The organism is Azospirillum sp. TSH58, assembly GCF_003119115.1.
In the GTDB taxonomy this organism is placed as follows: Bacteria; Pseudomonadota; Alphaproteobacteria; order Azospirillales; family Azospirillaceae; genus Azospirillum.
Genome location: NZ_CP022364.1, coordinates 1,109,923 through 1,124,935 on the forward strand (window position 1 = coordinate 1,109,923; position 15,013 = coordinate 1,124,935).

Here is a 15,013-nt window from a genome sequence, read left to right on the forward strand (position 1 = left end):
GAAACCGGAAACACGGCTGCTGCGATGGCCGCATGGGTGCGTCCCATGGGTCCTGGGAGGGTCCGAAGGGCCCTCCCCGCCCCGTCCACAAGACGGAAGCGAAGGAAGAATCCATCGTTTTTCAGAGTGGTGCGGGCGGCGGGACTCGAACCCGCATGCCTAAGCGAAGGATTTTAAGTCCTTTGCGTCTACCGATTCCGCCACGCCCGCGCACCGTCGCGGATCGGCTCGGAGAACGGGTTGCCCCCGCCCGCCGGAGTTGCATATCATCGTATGCAGCCCACCGCTCCGCTGGATTGACTTAGACAATCGGTGGGCGTTTGGTCAAGGATTGAGCGCGTTTGAGACACCGGACACGCGAAAATCCCCGCAACCCTGGCGTTCAAGGGAGGTGAGTTTGGAATCGATCAACTGGCTGGGTGTGGTGAGCGTGCTGATGGTCGCCGTGCTGATCGTCCCGGCGGCCTTGCGGCGCAACCGCAACACTTGGCTGCCTTACGCGGCGGTCTGGATCGCCGCCATCGTGGCGCTGGTCTGGGTCTACGACAGCTTCGGGCCGTTCTGAGCGGCCCGGCCGGGCATCATCCGGGAGGGGACCGCCTCCCGGCGCCGGTCAGGGCCGCGTGTCCTCGTTCAGGGTCATGATGCCGATGCCCATCGCCACGCTGCCGAAGGTGAGGATGAGGCTGGCATACAGCATGATCGCGGCGACGATGCCGTGATCGCTGTTGCCCATCAGCGTCGCCAGATTCGCGACGTCGAGAATCAGAAGGCCCGTCGCCAAGACAACAGCCCCGGCCACGCCGGAGGCGAGATGCTTCAGCAAGAACAGGATCGCCGCTTTTTCGAAGGGTTTCATGGCACGACTTTTCATGACCGTCACTTCACAACCCTCAACATAGAATTACCCACCGCGGCGACAATATGACCAAGGATGGCTTGGCGTCCTAGGGACCTCTCTAGCCTTTGGTCCCGACCGTGACGTTCGGCGTACCGCCCAAGCGCAGGACGATGCCCGCCAGCTCCTCCGTGGCCGCCGCCACGCGGGTCTCGTCCGTGCCGCGCAGCACGAGGCTGACGCCGAAGAAGCCGTTGCGGAAATAGGGATAGCTGCCGATCTCCAGGTCCGCGTAGCGATCCTGGAGGGCGCCGAGATCGGCGGCGATCTGCCCCTCGGCCAGTTCGCAGGCGACGGTGCGTGCGTGCAGGTCCGGACCGCCCTCCAGCTGCGGCAGGACGCCGTCGAGCATCGCCTGCATGATGTTGGGCACCCCCGCCATGACGAAGACGTTGCCGATGCGGAAGCCCGGCGCGGCGCTGATCGGGTTGTCGATCAGCGACGCTCCCGCCGGGATGTTGGCCATGCGCAGCCGCGCCTCGTTCAGCTTCGACGGGTCGCCGTAATGGCGCTCCAGCCGGGCCACGGCCTCGGCGTTGCGCTCCAGCGGCACGCCGAAGGCCTTGGCGACGCAGGCCGAGGTGATGTCGTCGTGGGTCGGCCCGATGCCGCCGGTGGTGAAGACGTAGCCGTAGCGGCCGCGCAGGGCGTCCAGCGCCGCGATGATCTCCTCCTCCACGTCCGGGACGACGCGCGCCTCGCGCAGGCGGACGCCGATGCCGGCCAGCTTCTCCGCGATGTGCGGCAGGTTGGCGTCCTTGGTGCGGCCCGACAGGATCTCGTTGCCGATGACGAGGACGGCGGCGGTCGGGTTCGGCGCGGTGGAGGACGAGGCGGGGGACGTGGACATGCGGAGTCGGCTCCGTTCTCGGTTGAGGCGGGGGTGACGGGACCGGCGGGCTTGCCGGACGGCGGGGGTGCGCTTTAACCTAGGGCCCAAGATGCGCTTCCCCACCCCCCTCCTGCAAGGCCGCCTCGTCCGCCGCTACAAGCGGTTCCTCGCCGACGTGGACCTCGACGGCGCCCTTGTCACCGCCCATGTGCCGAATTCGGGCAGCATGATCGGGCTGGACGCCCCCGGCTCCGCCGTCTGGCTGTCGCGGTCGGACAATCCCAAGCGCAAGCTCGCCCACACGCTGGAGCTGGTCGAGGCGCTGGACGATCCCGACGCGCCCTGCCTCGTCGGCGTCAACACGTCGCACCCCAACGGGCTGGTCGCCGCCGCCATCGCCGCCGGCACCATCCCGGAGCTGGCCGGCTACGCCCGGCTGCGCCGCGAGGTGAAGTACGGGCTCAATTCCCGCATCGACATCCTGCTGGAGGACGAGGCGCGGCCGCCGGCCTATGTCGAGGTGAAGAACGTCCATCTGCGCCGCCCCGCGCGGGGCGACGGGCGGGCCGCGGAGTTCCCGGACTGCGTCACCGCCCGCGGCGCCAAGCATCTGGTGGAGATGGCCGGGATGGTCCGCCAGGGCGCGCGGGCGGTCATGGTCTACCTTGTGCAGCGCGCGGATTGCACCCACTTCCGAGTCGCCGCCGACATCGACCCCGCCTACGCCGCCGGATTGCGCCTCGCGCTCGAATCGGGGGTGGAAGCCGTGTGCTGGTCCTGTAGGATCACCCCGCAGGCGATCGAGCTGGAGCGGCCCCTGCCGATCCTGCATGGGCCGATCCCGCATGGGCCGATCCGCACGGATTGACCGCGATCTTCATTCACCGCCGGGTCTGCCGGCGCGTTTTCCTGGGACCTGATCTGTAGGGGACGATTCTCTTGGACCACGACGACCTCGATTCCCATCGCATCCGGATTCATGGGCCGGAGGATTTCGAGGGCATGCGCAAGGCCGGACGGCTGGCCGCGGCCACGCTCGATTTCATCACGCCCTACGTCCAGCCGGGCGTCACCACCGGCGAGCTGGACCGGCTGCTGGAGCAGCACATCCGCGACCATGGCGGCGTCCCGGCGCCGCTCGGCTACCGCGGCTTCCCGAAGGCCAACTGCATCTCCGTCAACCATGTGGTCTGCCACGGCATCCCCGGCGACAAGCGGCTGCAGAACGGCGACATCCTGAACATCGACGTCACCCCGATCCTGGACGGCTGGTACGGCGACAGCAGCCGCATGTATCTGTGCGGCGACGTCGGCGTGAAGGCGAAGAAGCTGGTCGACGTCACCTACGACGCGCTGATGATCGGCATTGCCCAGGTGAAGCCGGGCGCCACGCTGGGCGACATCGGCCACGCCATCCAGACCTTCGCGGAAAGCCACCGCTATTCGGTCGTCCGCGACTTCTGCGGCCACGGGCTGGGCCGCGTCTTCCACGAGCCGCCGTCGGTCCTGCATTTCGGCAACCCCGGCACCGGCGCCGTGCTGCGCGAGGGCATGATCTTCACCATCGAGCCGATGATCAACGCCGGCCGCTACGACGTGAAGATCCTCGGCGACGGCTGGACCGCCGTGACCAAGGACAAGTCGCTGTCCGCCCAGTTCGAGCATTCGATCGGCGTGACCAAGGACGGCTGCGAGATCTTCACCCTATCCCCCGCCGGCTTCCACAAGCCCCCCTACGCCGTCCCGGCCGAGGAAACGGCGGCGGCCGTGTGATGGCGCTGCGGGTGTGAAGTTTCCCGCGGATGTGATTTTCGCGCGGAAGAGGTATAGTCCCGACGCACACATTCGTATGGTGGCGTCGGGATGGCGGGACGGAAGAGCGCGAAGCGGCTTGGGGATGCGGAGGAGGCTCAGGGGCTTCCCGGGCTGGAGCCGCCCCCTGACGTCTCCGTGGAGGAGGCCCATCACAAGGGCCACCGCCAGCGTCTCTACACCCGCTTCCTCGACGCGGGGCCGGACGCGCTCCAGGATTACGAGCTGCTGGAGATGATCCTCTTCGCGGTCAACCCGCGCCGCGACGTGAAGCCGCTGGCCAAGGCGCTGATCCGCGATTTCGGCGACCTCTGGAGCGTCGTCAACGCCCCGCCGCCCCGCCTGCGCGGCTATTGCGTGGGGGAGGTCTCGCTGGCCTCCGACAAGGCCGTGGCGACGCTGCGGGTGGTCGGGGCGGCGGCGCTGCGCGGGATGCGGCAGCGGGTGATGGACCGGCCCGTGCTGGCCAATTGGCAGTCGCTGCTCGACTACTGCACCGCCGCCATGGCGCACCAGCCGATGGAGCAGTTCCGGCTGCTCTTCCTCGACCGCAAGAACAAGCTGATCGCCGACGAGGTGCAGCAGACCGGCACGGTGGACCACACCCCGGTCTACCCGCGGGAGGTGGTGCGGCGCGCGCTGGAGCTGTCGGCCAGCGCCATCATCCTGGTGCACAACCACCCGTCCGGCGATCCCACCCCCAGCCGCGCCGACGTGGAGATGACCAAGGAGATCCTGCGCGCCGCCCACAGCCTGGGCATCGCGGTCCACGACCACGTCATCGTCGGCAAGGGCAAGCATGTCAGCTTCAAAGCCCAAGGGTTGATGTAGCCGCAACCCTGTCCTGCAGTCCCATCTTGTTGCCCGGACCGGCGCCCCCATATGTGCGGCGTTCGTCACCACAGAGGTAGCACCATGGGCCTTTTCGACATGTTCAAGGGATCGGCGCCGCTGGATCTCACCCCCCGCCGGACGCTGGTCGTCTCGCTGATCTACTGCATGGGCTCGGACGGGGAGCTGGACCCGGAGGAGGTCGGCCACCTGCTGTCCGTGATGGGCCGCAGCGCCACGCGGGAGGAGCTGGACCGCTGCTTCAAATACGCGCGCAGCACCCCGCCCGACGCCTTCCTGGCCGCCGCCACGCCGAACCTGAACGAGCAGCAGCGGCTGTGCATCCTGCTGAACATGATCGACAGCGCCATGGCCGACGGCCAGGCCGAACAGGGCGAGCGTGACCTGATCGCGCGCTTCCAGCAGGCCTTCGGCCTCGACGACGCCAAGCTCGGCCCGTATTTCCAGGCGCTGGTCGCCAAGAACGACCGCAGCGTGCTGGGCGCCTAAGCTCCCGCACACGCCTGCCGGCGCATCGCCCGTCAGCCGACCGCCTCGCCGATCGTTTCAGGGGCGGCGTCGTGACGGGCGATGAAGGCCACGAAGTCGTCGTAGGGCATGGGGCGGCCCAGCAGATAGCCCTGGATCTGGTCGCAGCCCAGCCGGGCGAGCCCGCCGAACTGCTCCTCCGTCTCCACCCCTTCGGCCAGGGTCTGCATGCGCAGCGAGCGCGCCATGCCGATGATCGCCTCGGCGATGGCCCCGCCGTCGGACCCGTCGGTCAGGCTGGTCACGAAGGAGCGGTCGATCTTCAGCTTGTCGACGCGGAAGCGCTTCAGATAGCTGAGGCTGGAGTAGCCGGTGCCGAAATCGTCGATGGCCAGCGCCACCCCCATCTCGCGCAGCCGGGCGAAGGTCCCGGTGACCATGTCGGACTCGTCCATCAGGACGCTTTCCGTCACCTCCAGCTCCAGGCAGCGGGCCGGCACCTTGTAGGCGTCCAGCCAGAAGGCCACGCGGTCGGCCAGACCGGGACGGCGCAGCTGCACCGCCGACAGGTTGATGGCGATGAGCAGCGGATGGCCGCGGGCGAGCAGGTCGGCGGCGCGGCGGCAGGCCTCGCCCAGCACCCAGTCGCCGATCGGCTGGATCAGGCCGGTGTCCTCGGCCACCGGGATGAACTGGCCGGGCGGGATCATCGTGCCGTCGCGGCGGCGCCAGCGCAGAAGCCCCTCCGCCCCCACCAGACGGCGGCCGTCCACCGCGAACTGCGGCTGGAAATGCAGCTCCAGCTCGTTGTCGGCCAGGGCGTGGCGCAGGTTGCTTTCCAGCCACATCCGCTCCGACGCCCGCTTGTTCAGCTCCGGCGTGAAGAACTGGTGGTTGGCGCGCCCCGCCTCCTTGGCGGCGTACATCGCCATGTCCGCGCATTTCAGAAGCGCGTCGATGGACGGCGCGTCGTCGGGGTAGAGCGCGATGCCGATGGACGGTGATATCTGCAGCTCGTGCCCGTCCACCGGGAAGGACTCGGTCATCGCCCGCAGCACCTTGCGGGCCACCGAGCAGGCCGCGTCCGGACCGTCCAGGTCGTTGAGGAGGATGACGAACTCGTCGCCGCCCTGGCGGCTGACCGTGTCGCTGGCCCGCACCGTCTCCAGCAGACGCGCCCCCACCGCGCGCAGCAGCCGGTCGCCGACGCCGTGCCCCAGGCTGTCGTTGATGGTCTTGAAGCGGTCGAGATCGACGAACAGCAGGCCCACCTTGGTGCCGTGCCGGTCGGCGGCGAGCATCGCCCGCTCCAGCCGGTCGCGCAGCAGGAAGCGGTTGGGCAGGTCGGTCAGGAAGTCGTACTGCGCCAGATGCCGGATGCGCTCCTCCTGGGCGCGCTTCTCGGTGATGTCGGAGAAGGCGGCGATGTAGTTGACGGCCTCCCCCGCCTCGTTGCGCACGACCTGGATGCTGAGCCACTCCGGATAGACCTCGCCGGACTTGCGCTTGTTCCAGATCTCGCCGGACCAGTGGCCCTCCTCCTTCAGCTTCGCCCACATGTCGGCGTAGTAGATCCCGTCCTGCCGGCCCGAGGCGAGCATGGCCGGATCGCCGCCGATCACCTCCTCGCGGCTGTAGCCGGTGATGCGGCAGAAGGCGTCGTTCACCGCGACGATGCGGTTCTTCTCGTTGGTGACGACCATGCCTTCGGCGGCGTTGTCGAACACCTTGGCGGACAGCCGCAGCTCCCACTCCGCGCGCTTGCGCTCGGAGATGTCGCGGGCGATCGCGCAGTAGTAGGCGTCGCCCTCGTAGGTGACGCGGCTGGCCGTCACCTCCAGCTCCAGCGTCCGTCCGTCGCGCGTGTGGTAGAACGTCTCGTAATGGGCCGACGCCTCGGCCGACGCGTCGCGGAAGCGCTCCAGCAGGTCGGCGTGGCCGCCCGCCAGCCCGGCCAGCGGGGCGCCCAGCGCAGCGCAGCCGAAGGGGTTGACGTAGGCGATGCGCAGCTCCGCGTCCGCCAGCACGACGATCTCGGACACATGGTCGACGAAGAAGTTGGCGAGGTAGAGCTGCCGCGCCCGCTCGCGCAGCATGCTGTCGCTCTCCCGCATGTTGGACTGGTAGCCGCGGACGATGCGGCGGACCCAGCCGGTGACCAGCCAGGACACCCAGGCCGAGGCGCCCAGCGCCAGCGCCAGCACCGCCACGGTGGTCAGGATGCGCTTCTTCATGCCGGCGCTGATCTCGGCCCGCCGCTGGGCCAGCACGGCGTCGATGTCGTCGGTGTAGAAGCCGGCGACCAGCACCCACCCCCAGACGTCCGGCGCCGTGGCGTAGGACAGTTTCGGCGCCGGGCGCCCGGTGACCGGATGCACCCAGTCGAAACGCAGCTCCCCCCCGCCCGTCAGCCCGGCCTCCAGCAGGCGGGTGACCAGATCCCGTTCGGTCTCCCAGGGCAGGTCGCGGGCGTTCTTGCCCTCCGCCGCCGGGGAGGTCGGCGAGAGCAGCACCTCGCCGTCCTCCCGCAGCACGGCGATGAAGCCCGAATCCCCGAAGCGCCGCGCGCGCAGCCGCTCCAGCGTCTCGCGCTGGAGCTTCTCCTCCACCGCCCCGACATAGTCGCCGGCGCCGATCAGCCAGTTGAACGGCTCGAACCGGCGGACATAGGCGAACTTGTCGGACATGCTGTGCGGGTTGCCCGGCGCGTACCAGCGGTAGCGGGTGAAGCCCTGCATCTCCGGATCGTCCACGGCGCGGATCAGGTTGCGCATGATCGGGCGCCCCTGGTCGTCGCGGTTGTCGAGCAGCGAGCTGCCCTCCCGCTGCGGGTCGATGGGCAGCAGCACGCAGGTGCCCTGCATGTCGTCGATGAAGTAGTAGCCGCGCCCGCCGAAGAAGCGCAGGGGCCGCAGGGTTTCCTTGATCGACTGCCGGATCGACACCTCCGGCAGATACTCCTTCTCGCGCTCGTAGATGGTCCAGGCGATGCCGTAGGCCTCGTCCACCTTGGCGCGCAGCTCGGCGCGCAGAAGCGGCTCGGTGCGCGACCGCATGTAGGCGAGGTAGGAGCGCGCGTTCTCCAGCTCCTCCCGCAGGGTCTGGCGCTGCTCCTCCCGGTAGCGGGCCTCGGTCTGCTTCAGATCGGCTTCGAAATCCATCCGGTGCTGCCAGATGAAATAGGCGCCCAGGCCCAGCACCACCGCCGCGACCAGGAACAGGGAGGCCAAGAACTGGAGACGGTAAAGGCGCCTCTCGTCCGAAGTCCGGGACGGCTCGCGCATCAACTCGGCGATCGGATCGGACAACGAAAGCCCTCCTGGAACCACGCCCGGCTTAGCCCGTCCGCGGCGCACAGTGTAGATCATTAGTGCGCGTGACAGGGACTCGGCAAGATCAAGGTGAAGAAGCCGGCGCGACGAATTGCCAGTCTTTGCGATTTTTCCGAGAGGACAGGCCCGCCTTCGAAAACCTTATGACGCGCACCCCGCATCCGGCGGGGCTGCGAAGGGGCTTTGCAGCGCCGTCCGGCGCGGTTATGGTCCCGCGCGCGAGCAACAGGGGGCGGTTTCCGCCACTGCAAAGTCCCGATGCGCCCCCGCCCGTCCCAAAGCGTTCAGGTCCGCCACCCCCGGAGAGTCCGATGATCCCCCGCTACACCCGCCCCGAAATGGCCCGCATCTGGGAGCCGGAGAACCGGTTCCGCATCTGGTTCGAGATCGAGGCGCACGCCTGCGACGCGCAGGCGGAGCTGGGGGTCATCCCGAAGGAGGCCGCCGCCGCCGTGTGGGAGCGCGGCAAGTGGGAGATCGACCGCATCGACGAGATCGAGCGGGAGACCCGCCACGACGTCATCGCCTTCCTGACCAACCTCGCCGAATATGTCGGGCCGGAGGCGCGCTTCGTCCACCAGGGCATGACCTCGTCGGACGTGCTGGACACCTGCCTCGCCGTGCAGATGACCCAGGCCGCCGACCTGCTGCTCGACGACATGGACAAGCTGCTGGCCGTGCTGAAGCGCCGCGCCTATGAGCACAAGGACACCGTCACCATCGGGCGCAGCCACGGCATCCACGCCGAGCCGACGACCTTCGGCCTGAAGCTGGCCGGCCATTACGCCGCCTTCGCCCGCGGGCGGGAGCGTCTGGTCCAGGCGCGCGCCGACATCGCCACCTGCGCCATCTCGGGCGCGGTCGGCACCTTCGCCAACATCGACCCGCGGGTCGAGGAGCATGTCGCCGCCAAGATGGGGCTGACGCCGGAGCCGGTGTCCACCCAGGTCATCCCGCGCGACCGCCACGCCTTCTACTTCTCGGTTCTGGGCGTCATCGCCTCGTCGATCGAGAATCTGGCCGTGGAGATCCGCCACCTCCAGCGCACCGAGGTGCGCGAGGCGGAGGAGTATTTCCATCCGGGCCAGAAGGGCTCCTCGGCGATGCCGCACAAGCGCAACCCGGTGCTGTCGGAGAACCTGACGGGTCTGGCGCGCATCGTCCGCGCCGCCGTCGTCCCGGCGCTGGAGAACGTCGCCCTGTGGCACGAGCGCGACATCTCCCACAGCTCGGTCGAGCGCATGTTCGGCCCCGACGCCACGGTGACGCTGGACTTCGCGCTGGGCCGCCTGACCGGCATGATGGACAAGCTGGTGGTCTATCCGGAGCGCATGCAGAAGAACCTGGACGACCTGGGCGGCCTGGTCTTCTCGCAGCGCGTCCTGCTGGCCCTGACCCAGGCCGGGATGAGCCGCGAGGACAGCTACAAGGCGGTGCAGCGCAACGCCATGCAGGTGTGGGAGAAGGGCGGCAACTTCCTCGATCTGCTGTCGTCGGACGCCGACGTGGCGAAGCACATCTCCCGCGAGACGCTCGCCCCGATGTTCGACATGACCTACCACACGAAGAACGTCGACATGGTGTTCAAGCGCGTGTTCGGCGAGTGATCGGCCGGGGGCTTCGCTGATCCGCGGGAGCCCCCGCCCTTCCCGCTTCGCGGGCCCCTTCCCTCCCCTGCGAAGCGGGGGAGGGTCAGGGAGGGGGCAAGCCCCTTACTCCGCGTGCACCTGCTGGCGGGCGACGTCCAGCAACAGGGCCAGCTCCTTCTCCACCCGGTGGTCGGAGATGTCGACTCCCTTGGCGTGCAGGTCGGCGGCCAGCCGGTCGCGGATGTCGTGCGGACCGGTGGCCGAAATGTCGGCGTCGATGATCTGGCGGACATAGGCGTCGGCCTCGCCCCCCGTCAGGCCCAGCAGGCTCGCCGCCCAGAGACCCGCCAGCCGGTCGCGGCGCGCGCGAATCCTGAAGAGCAGGTCCTGGTCGTGCTGGAACTTGTTCTCGAAGGCCCTCTCGCGCTCGTCGAAGGTCGTCATGGGACCCGGCTCCTTGGATTGGTTTTGCGCTCCCAGATACAAGACTATATAGCCGGTGGATCGGGCGTCGTCATCGCCCCCACCCACCGGCCAATCGGCGAATCCGGCGTGCGGCGACATACCCAAGAGGGAAGCGGAAGGCAAGATTCCCCATGTGCAGCGTGATCCTCCTGCGACGACCGGACGCAACATGGCCCCTGATCCTGGGCGCCAACCGCGACGAGATGGCCGGGCGGCCCTGGAAGGCCCCGGCGCGCCACTGGCCCGACCGGCCCAACGTGGTCGCCGGGCTGGACGAGCTGGCCGGCGGCTCCTGGCTGGGCCTGAACGACGAGGGAGTCGTCGCCGCGGTGCTGAACCGCATGGGCACGCTGGGACCGGAGGCCGGCAAGCGGTCGCGCGGGGAGCTGGTGCTGGACGCTCTGGATTTCGCCGACGCGGCGGAGGCGGCGGAGGCCATGGCGCAGCTCGACACGCGGGCCTACCGCCCCTTCAACCTGCTGATCGCCGACAACCGCGACGCCCGGCTGCTGGTCCATCGCGGCCCCTCCCCGCGCAACCGCCCGGAGGTGGTCGAGATCCCCGAAGGCGTGCACATGATCACCGCCAGCGACCTGGATGACGTGGCGGAGGACCCGCGGCAGGCCCAGTATCTCCCTCTCTTCCAGCACGCGGCACCGCCCGATCCGGAGCGGGGCGAGGCCGGGGGCCTGTGGGGCGGCTGGCCGGAGCTGCTGGCGAGCCGCATCTGGGACGACGGCGAGCGGGGCGAGCGGGGCGAGCGCGGGGCGATGAACTTCCTGCTGCCCTCCGGCTTCGGCACGGTGTCGAGCGCGCTGATCGCCCTGCCCGCCGTGGAGCGCCCGGATCTGGACCCCGTCTGGCACTTCGCCGCCGGCCGCCCTCACGAGGCGCCGTGGCAGCCCGTCCCCCTGGGGTGAGGCGGCGGCGGACCCCGCGCATTGTGTTCCCTGGGCCAGCTTGCTATATCACTCGTGCATATCCCCTGGACCGGTCACCCGCCGGTCCAGGCTACACGTTTTTGGACGATCTCTCATGACACGACGTCGGCGCATCTACGAAGGCAAGGCGAAGGTCCTGTTCGAAGGTCCCGAGCCGGGCACGCTGGTGCAGTACTTCAAGGACGACGCGACCGCCTTCAACAACCAGAAGAAGGGCATCATCACCGGCAAGGGGGTGCTGAACAACCGCATCTCCGAATACCTGATGAGCCGCTTGTCGGAAATCGGCGTGCCGACGCACTTCGTGCGCCGTCTGAACATGCGCGAGCAGCTGGTTCGCGAGGTCGAGATCATCCCCATCGAGCTGGTCGTGCGCAACACCGCCGCCGGCTCGCTGTCCAAGCGCTTCGGCATCCCGGAAGGGACCCCGCTGCCGCGCTCGATCATCGAGTATTATTACAAGTCCGACGAGCTGAACAATCCCATGGTCACCGAGGAGCACATCACGGCCTTCGGCTGGGCGGCTCCGCAGGACCTCGACGACATGGTGGCCCTGTCGCTCCGCGTGAACGACTATCTGTCGGGCCTCTTCCTCGGCATCGGCCTGCGGCTGGTGGACTTCAAGCTGGAGTTCGGCCGGCTGTGGGAGAACGAGGAGATGCGCATCGTGCTGGCCGACGAGATCAGCCCCGACAACTGCCGCCTGTGGGACATCAAGACCAACGAGAAGCTGGACAAGGACCGTTTCCGCCAGGATCTCGGTCAGGTCGAGGAGGCCTACCAGGAGGTCGCCCGGCGCCTCGGCATCCTGCCCGAAGGCGGCCCGGTGGACGTCAAGGGCCCCAAGACGGTCCAGTAATTCCTTTTCCCCACCCCATCAGCACCATCAAGCGAGCGGACATCCGATGAAGGCGAAGGTTCACGTCACCCTCAAGCGCGGCGTTCTCGACCCCCAGGGCAAGGCCATCGCGCACGCGCTGCACACGCTGGGCTTCGACGGCGTCGAGGACGTCCGCGCCGGCAAGGTCATCGAGCTTCAGCTCAAGAGCACCGACGAGGCCGCCGCCCGCAAGGAGGTCGAGGCCATGTGCAGCAAGCTGCTGGCCAACACCGTGATCGAAGACTACGCGATCGAGCTGGTGGCCTGAGAGCTGGTGGCCCGAGGCCGCTTCCGCTCAATCCTGCCTGTCAAAAAATGGGGGATGCGCAACCGCTGCGCATCCCCCATTTTCGTTCGGCCATGTCCATCGACCATCTCTCCGCGCTCGATCCCATCTTCGCCGAGTCCCTGCGCGTCGGCGGCCCGACGGTGCGCGACTTCCGCCGCCCGGACGGCTTCTCCGGCCTGCTCTGCCTGATCATCGAGCAGCAGCTCTCCACCACGGTCGCCGCGGCGCTGTGGGCGAAGCTCCAGGCCATGGTCGGGGTGGTGACGCCCGATGCCATCCTGGCCCTACCCGACGAGGATCTGCGGGCCTGCGGCCTGTCGCGCCAGAAGATCGGCTACGCCCGCGGGCTGGCGCAGACGGTCGCGGACGGCCGGCTGGACTTCGACGCCATCCACGGGATGGACGACGAGGAGGCCATCGCCGCCCTGATCGCGCTGAAGGGCATCGGGCGCTGGACCGCCGAAATCTATCTGATGATGGCGCTCGGCCGGCCGGACATCTGGCCGGTCGGCGACCTCGCCATCCAGCTGGGCGTGCAGCGGCTGAAGGGCTGGGCGGAGAAGCCCACCCAGGCGCAGCTCCTGGCCGTCGCCGAGCCCTGGCGCCCGCACCGCAGCCTCGCCGCCAAGCTGGTGTGGCACCATTACGTGGCCTTGCAGGAGCAGGCCAGAGCCCTCAAACCGACCAAAGGGAAAAAGACTCCGTGACCGAGACCACCATCCGCGCCGTCCTCGTCGGCAAGGTCGCCGCCTTCGGCCCGCCGGGGCGGACCAGCGCCATCGCCAAGCTCCCGGTGGACGGCCCGCGCGCGGTCGGTCCCGAGGGCTTCCTGGACGACGAGCAGGCCGACCGCCGCGTCCATGGCGGGCCGGACAAGGCCATCCACCATTACCCGCTGGACCACCACCCGGCGTGGCGGGACGAGCTGGGCGGGGAGGTCCCGCTGCTCGGCCAGCCCGGCGCCTTCGGCGAGAACATCGCCACGCTGGGGCTGACCGAGGCCGACGTCTGCGTCGGCGACCGCTTCCGCGCCGGCACCGCCCTGCTGGAGGTCGCCCAGGCCCGCCAGCCCTGCTGGAAGCTGAACCACCGCTTCGCCGTGCCCGACATGGCCAAGCGCGTCCAGACCACCGGGCGCACCGGCTGGTACTATCGCGTGCCGGAACCCGGCGTGATCGGTCCCGGCGACCGGCTGGCTCTGGTCGAGCGGCCCTACCCGCACTGGACGCTCGCCCGGTTGCTGCACGTCCTCTATGTGGACACCCAGAACCGCGAGGCGCTGGCCGAGATGGCCGCCCTGCCCGTGCTGGCCCAGACGTGGCGCACGCTGGCCGAGCGCCGGCTGACCCAGGGCGTCGAGGACTGGAACAAGCGCCTGAACGGCGGCGACTGAACGGTCAGCGGCGGGCGGTTGCCCACAGCACCCCCGCCGCCGCCACCGCCACCAGCGCCAGGACGGCGGAGAGCAGAAGCGCCGCCGTCTCCCCCGCCCGCTCGATGATGACCGCGTAGCCCATCGGCGCCAGGGCGGCGGCGTAGAAGCTCGGCACCAGCAGCCGCCCGACCGTCCGGCCGTAGCTCTGCGGGTCGAACAACACCAGCGGCAGCGTGCCGCGCACGATGGTCGCCAGCCCGGCCCCCGCCCCGAACAGCAGGGAGAAGGCGACGCCGGCGGCCAGCGCCGCGCCGCTCCACAGCCCGATGATGAAGCCGGGCAGCAGCAGGCCGCAGGCGAGCAGCGCCAGGGCGGTGGGGTGCAGGCGCGACCCGGACATCACCTCGCACAGCCGGGCCGAGGACTGGCCGACGCCGCGCACCGTGGAGATCCATACCGCCGCCGCGGGCGCCGCCCCCAGCCCGACCAGGATGCCGATCATGTGCGCCGACATCGCCGAGGTCAGCACGCCGACCGCCGTGGTCATCACCATGTAGAACACAGGCGCCACCCAGGCCCGCCGTCGCGGGTCCACGGGTCCGGCGGGTTCCGTTCCGGCCGGCACCGGCGGGCGCACGTAACGGTCGGACGGGATGGCGGCGTGCAGCGGGATCGTCAGAAGCGCGATGACGGCGTAGGCGACCAGGGCGCCGCGCCAGCCCCAGGCGTCGGCCATCGCCTGCCCCACCGGCCACAGCACGGTCGACGCCAGCCCGCCCAGCAGCGTGATCTGCGAGATCGGCACCCGCGCCAGCGGGCCGCCCAGCCGGGCCAGCGCGGCGAAGGCCGCCTCGTACAGGCTCGCCCGCATCGCCAGACCCAGCACCAGCCAGGAGGCGTAGTAGCTCACCAGCCCGGTGGAGGACGCCAGCCCCAGGCACCCCGCCGCCGTCAGCAGCGAGCCGATGACCATCACCGGGCGCCCGCCCCAGCGGTCGATGGCCCGCCCGACGCTGCCCGACACCACCCCCATGACCAGAAGCGCCGCCGTGAAGCCGCCGAAGGCCACCGGAAGGCTCAAGTCCAGGTCGGCGGCCATGGGATTCCCGAAGATGGCGATCAGGTAATAGGAAATTCCCCAGCACAGCAGCTGCGAGACGCCAAGGAACCAGACCAGCCGGCGGGTGATGTGCGACATGATGGACCAGAGGATGACGGGGCCAGGAGGCGACGGAAAGCGGCAGGCACCCTAGCCAGCCGGTAGGAAACCGACAAACGAC

The 15,013-nt window shown here is 69.2% G+C and carries 16 protein-coding genes and 1 tRNA gene; 11 read left to right on the forward strand and 6 right to left on the reverse strand.

What is annotated here, in order from left to right; translation table 11 throughout:
- Nucleotides 1–127: 127 nt before the first annotated feature.
- A tRNA-Leu gene (locus TSH58p_RS08755) sits at nucleotides 128–210 on the reverse strand.
- A gap of 187 nt (nucleotides 211–397) precedes the next feature.
- On the opposite strand from TSH58p_RS08755, the gene TSH58p_RS33590 reads away from it, so the two are divergent.
- Nucleotides 398–565, forward strand: coding sequence for a hypothetical protein (locus TSH58p_RS33590; RefSeq protein ID WP_199230122.1), 168 nt, complete (start codon nucleotides 398–400; stop codon nucleotides 563–565).
- A 48-nt stretch (nucleotides 566–613) separates the two neighbouring features.
- On the opposite strand, the gene TSH58p_RS08760 is transcribed toward TSH58p_RS33590, so the two are convergent.
- Nucleotides 614–859: a hypothetical protein gene (locus TSH58p_RS08760; RefSeq protein WP_109070052.1), complete on the reverse strand. Its 246-nt coding sequence runs from the start codon at nucleotides 857–859 to the stop codon at nucleotides 614–616.
- Between the two features lie 100 nt (nucleotides 860–959).
- Complete coding sequence (locus TSH58p_RS08765) at nucleotides 960–1,748, reverse strand: molybdopterin-binding protein (protein WP_109070051.1); 789 nt, start codon at nucleotides 1,746–1,748, stop codon at nucleotides 960–962.
- Between the two features lie 91 nt (nucleotides 1,749–1,839).
- Here TSH58p_RS08765 and sfsA point away from each other — a divergent pair, with 91 nt between their 5' ends.
- From sfsA to TSH58p_RS08785, 4 genes are all read left to right on the forward strand, one after another.
- A complete protein-coding gene (gene sfsA / locus TSH58p_RS08770; protein WP_109070050.1) occupies nucleotides 1,840–2,598 on the forward strand; it encodes a DNA/RNA nuclease SfsA in 759 nt (252 codons plus the stop codon).
- A gap of 71 nt (nucleotides 2,599–2,669) precedes the next feature.
- Nucleotides 2,670–3,503 (forward strand): type I methionyl aminopeptidase, encoded by an 834-nt coding sequence (gene map / locus TSH58p_RS08775; RefSeq protein ID WP_109070049.1) that lies wholly within the window; start codon nucleotides 2,670–2,672, stop codon nucleotides 3,501–3,503.
- Nucleotides 3,504–3,593: 90 nt separating this feature from the next.
- Entirely contained in the window at nucleotides 3,594–4,373 is a 780-nt protein-coding gene (gene radC, locus TSH58p_RS08780) for a DNA repair protein RadC (RefSeq protein WP_109070048.1), read from the forward strand.
- Between the two features lie 84 nt (nucleotides 4,374–4,457).
- Nucleotides 4,458–4,883 carry a TerB family tellurite resistance protein gene (locus TSH58p_RS08785; protein WP_094303175.1) on the forward strand — a complete coding sequence of 142 codons (426 nt, stop codon included), beginning with the start codon at nucleotides 4,458–4,460 and terminating at the stop codon, nucleotides 4,881–4,883.
- A gap of 32 nt (nucleotides 4,884–4,915) precedes the next feature.
- On the opposite strand, the gene TSH58p_RS08790 is transcribed toward TSH58p_RS08785, so the two are convergent.
- Nucleotides 4,916–8,170, reverse strand: coding sequence for a cache domain-containing protein (locus TSH58p_RS08790; RefSeq protein ID WP_109070047.1), 3,255 nt, complete (start codon nucleotides 8,168–8,170; stop codon nucleotides 4,916–4,918).
- Nucleotides 8,171–8,505: 335 nt separating this feature from the next.
- On the opposite strand from TSH58p_RS08790, the gene purB reads away from it, so the two are divergent.
- Entirely contained in the window at nucleotides 8,506–9,801 is a 1,296-nt protein-coding gene (purB, locus tag TSH58p_RS08795; protein WP_109070046.1) for an adenylosuccinate lyase, read from the forward strand.
- Nucleotides 9,802–9,906: 105 nt separating this feature from the next.
- Here purB and TSH58p_RS08800 read toward each other — a convergent pair whose 3' ends face one another.
- Complete coding sequence (locus TSH58p_RS08800; protein WP_109070045.1) at nucleotides 9,907–10,227, reverse strand: DUF1476 domain-containing protein; 321 nt, start codon at nucleotides 10,225–10,227, stop codon at nucleotides 9,907–9,909.
- A 152-nt stretch (nucleotides 10,228–10,379) separates the two neighbouring features.
- On the opposite strand from TSH58p_RS08800, the gene TSH58p_RS08805 reads away from it, so the two are divergent.
- From TSH58p_RS08805 to TSH58p_RS08825, 5 genes are all read left to right on the forward strand, one after another.
- Nucleotides 10,380–11,168, forward strand: coding sequence for an NRDE family protein (locus tag TSH58p_RS08805; RefSeq protein WP_109070044.1), 789 nt, complete (start codon nucleotides 10,380–10,382; stop codon nucleotides 11,166–11,168).
- 115 nt (nucleotides 11,169–11,283) lie between these two features.
- Nucleotides 11,284–12,048 (forward strand): phosphoribosylaminoimidazolesuccinocarboxamide synthase, encoded by a 765-nt coding sequence (gene purC / locus TSH58p_RS08810; RefSeq protein ID WP_014239519.1) that lies wholly within the window; start codon nucleotides 11,284–11,286, stop codon nucleotides 12,046–12,048.
- Between the two features lie 46 nt (nucleotides 12,049–12,094).
- Nucleotides 12,095–12,337, forward strand: a complete 243-nt coding sequence (purS, locus tag TSH58p_RS08815; protein WP_014239518.1) for a phosphoribosylformylglycinamidine synthase subunit PurS — start codon at nucleotides 12,095–12,097, stop codon at nucleotides 12,335–12,337.
- Nucleotides 12,338–12,429: 92 nt separating this feature from the next.
- Complete coding sequence (locus tag TSH58p_RS08820) at nucleotides 12,430–13,065, forward strand: DNA-3-methyladenine glycosylase (protein WP_109070087.1); 636 nt, start codon at nucleotides 12,430–12,432, stop codon at nucleotides 13,063–13,065.
- Complete coding sequence (locus TSH58p_RS08825) at nucleotides 13,062–13,751, forward strand: MOSC domain-containing protein (RefSeq protein WP_109070043.1); 690 nt, start codon at nucleotides 13,062–13,064, stop codon at nucleotides 13,749–13,751. The genes TSH58p_RS08820 and TSH58p_RS08825 overlap by 4 nt, the downstream gene beginning before the upstream one ends.
- Before the next feature lie 4 nt (nucleotides 13,752–13,755).
- On the opposite strand, the gene TSH58p_RS08830 is transcribed toward TSH58p_RS08825, so the two are convergent.
- Complete coding sequence (locus tag TSH58p_RS08830) at nucleotides 13,756–14,931, reverse strand: MFS transporter (RefSeq protein ID WP_109070042.1); 1,176 nt, start codon at nucleotides 14,929–14,931, stop codon at nucleotides 13,756–13,758.
- Nucleotides 14,932–15,013 lie beyond the last annotated feature (82 nt).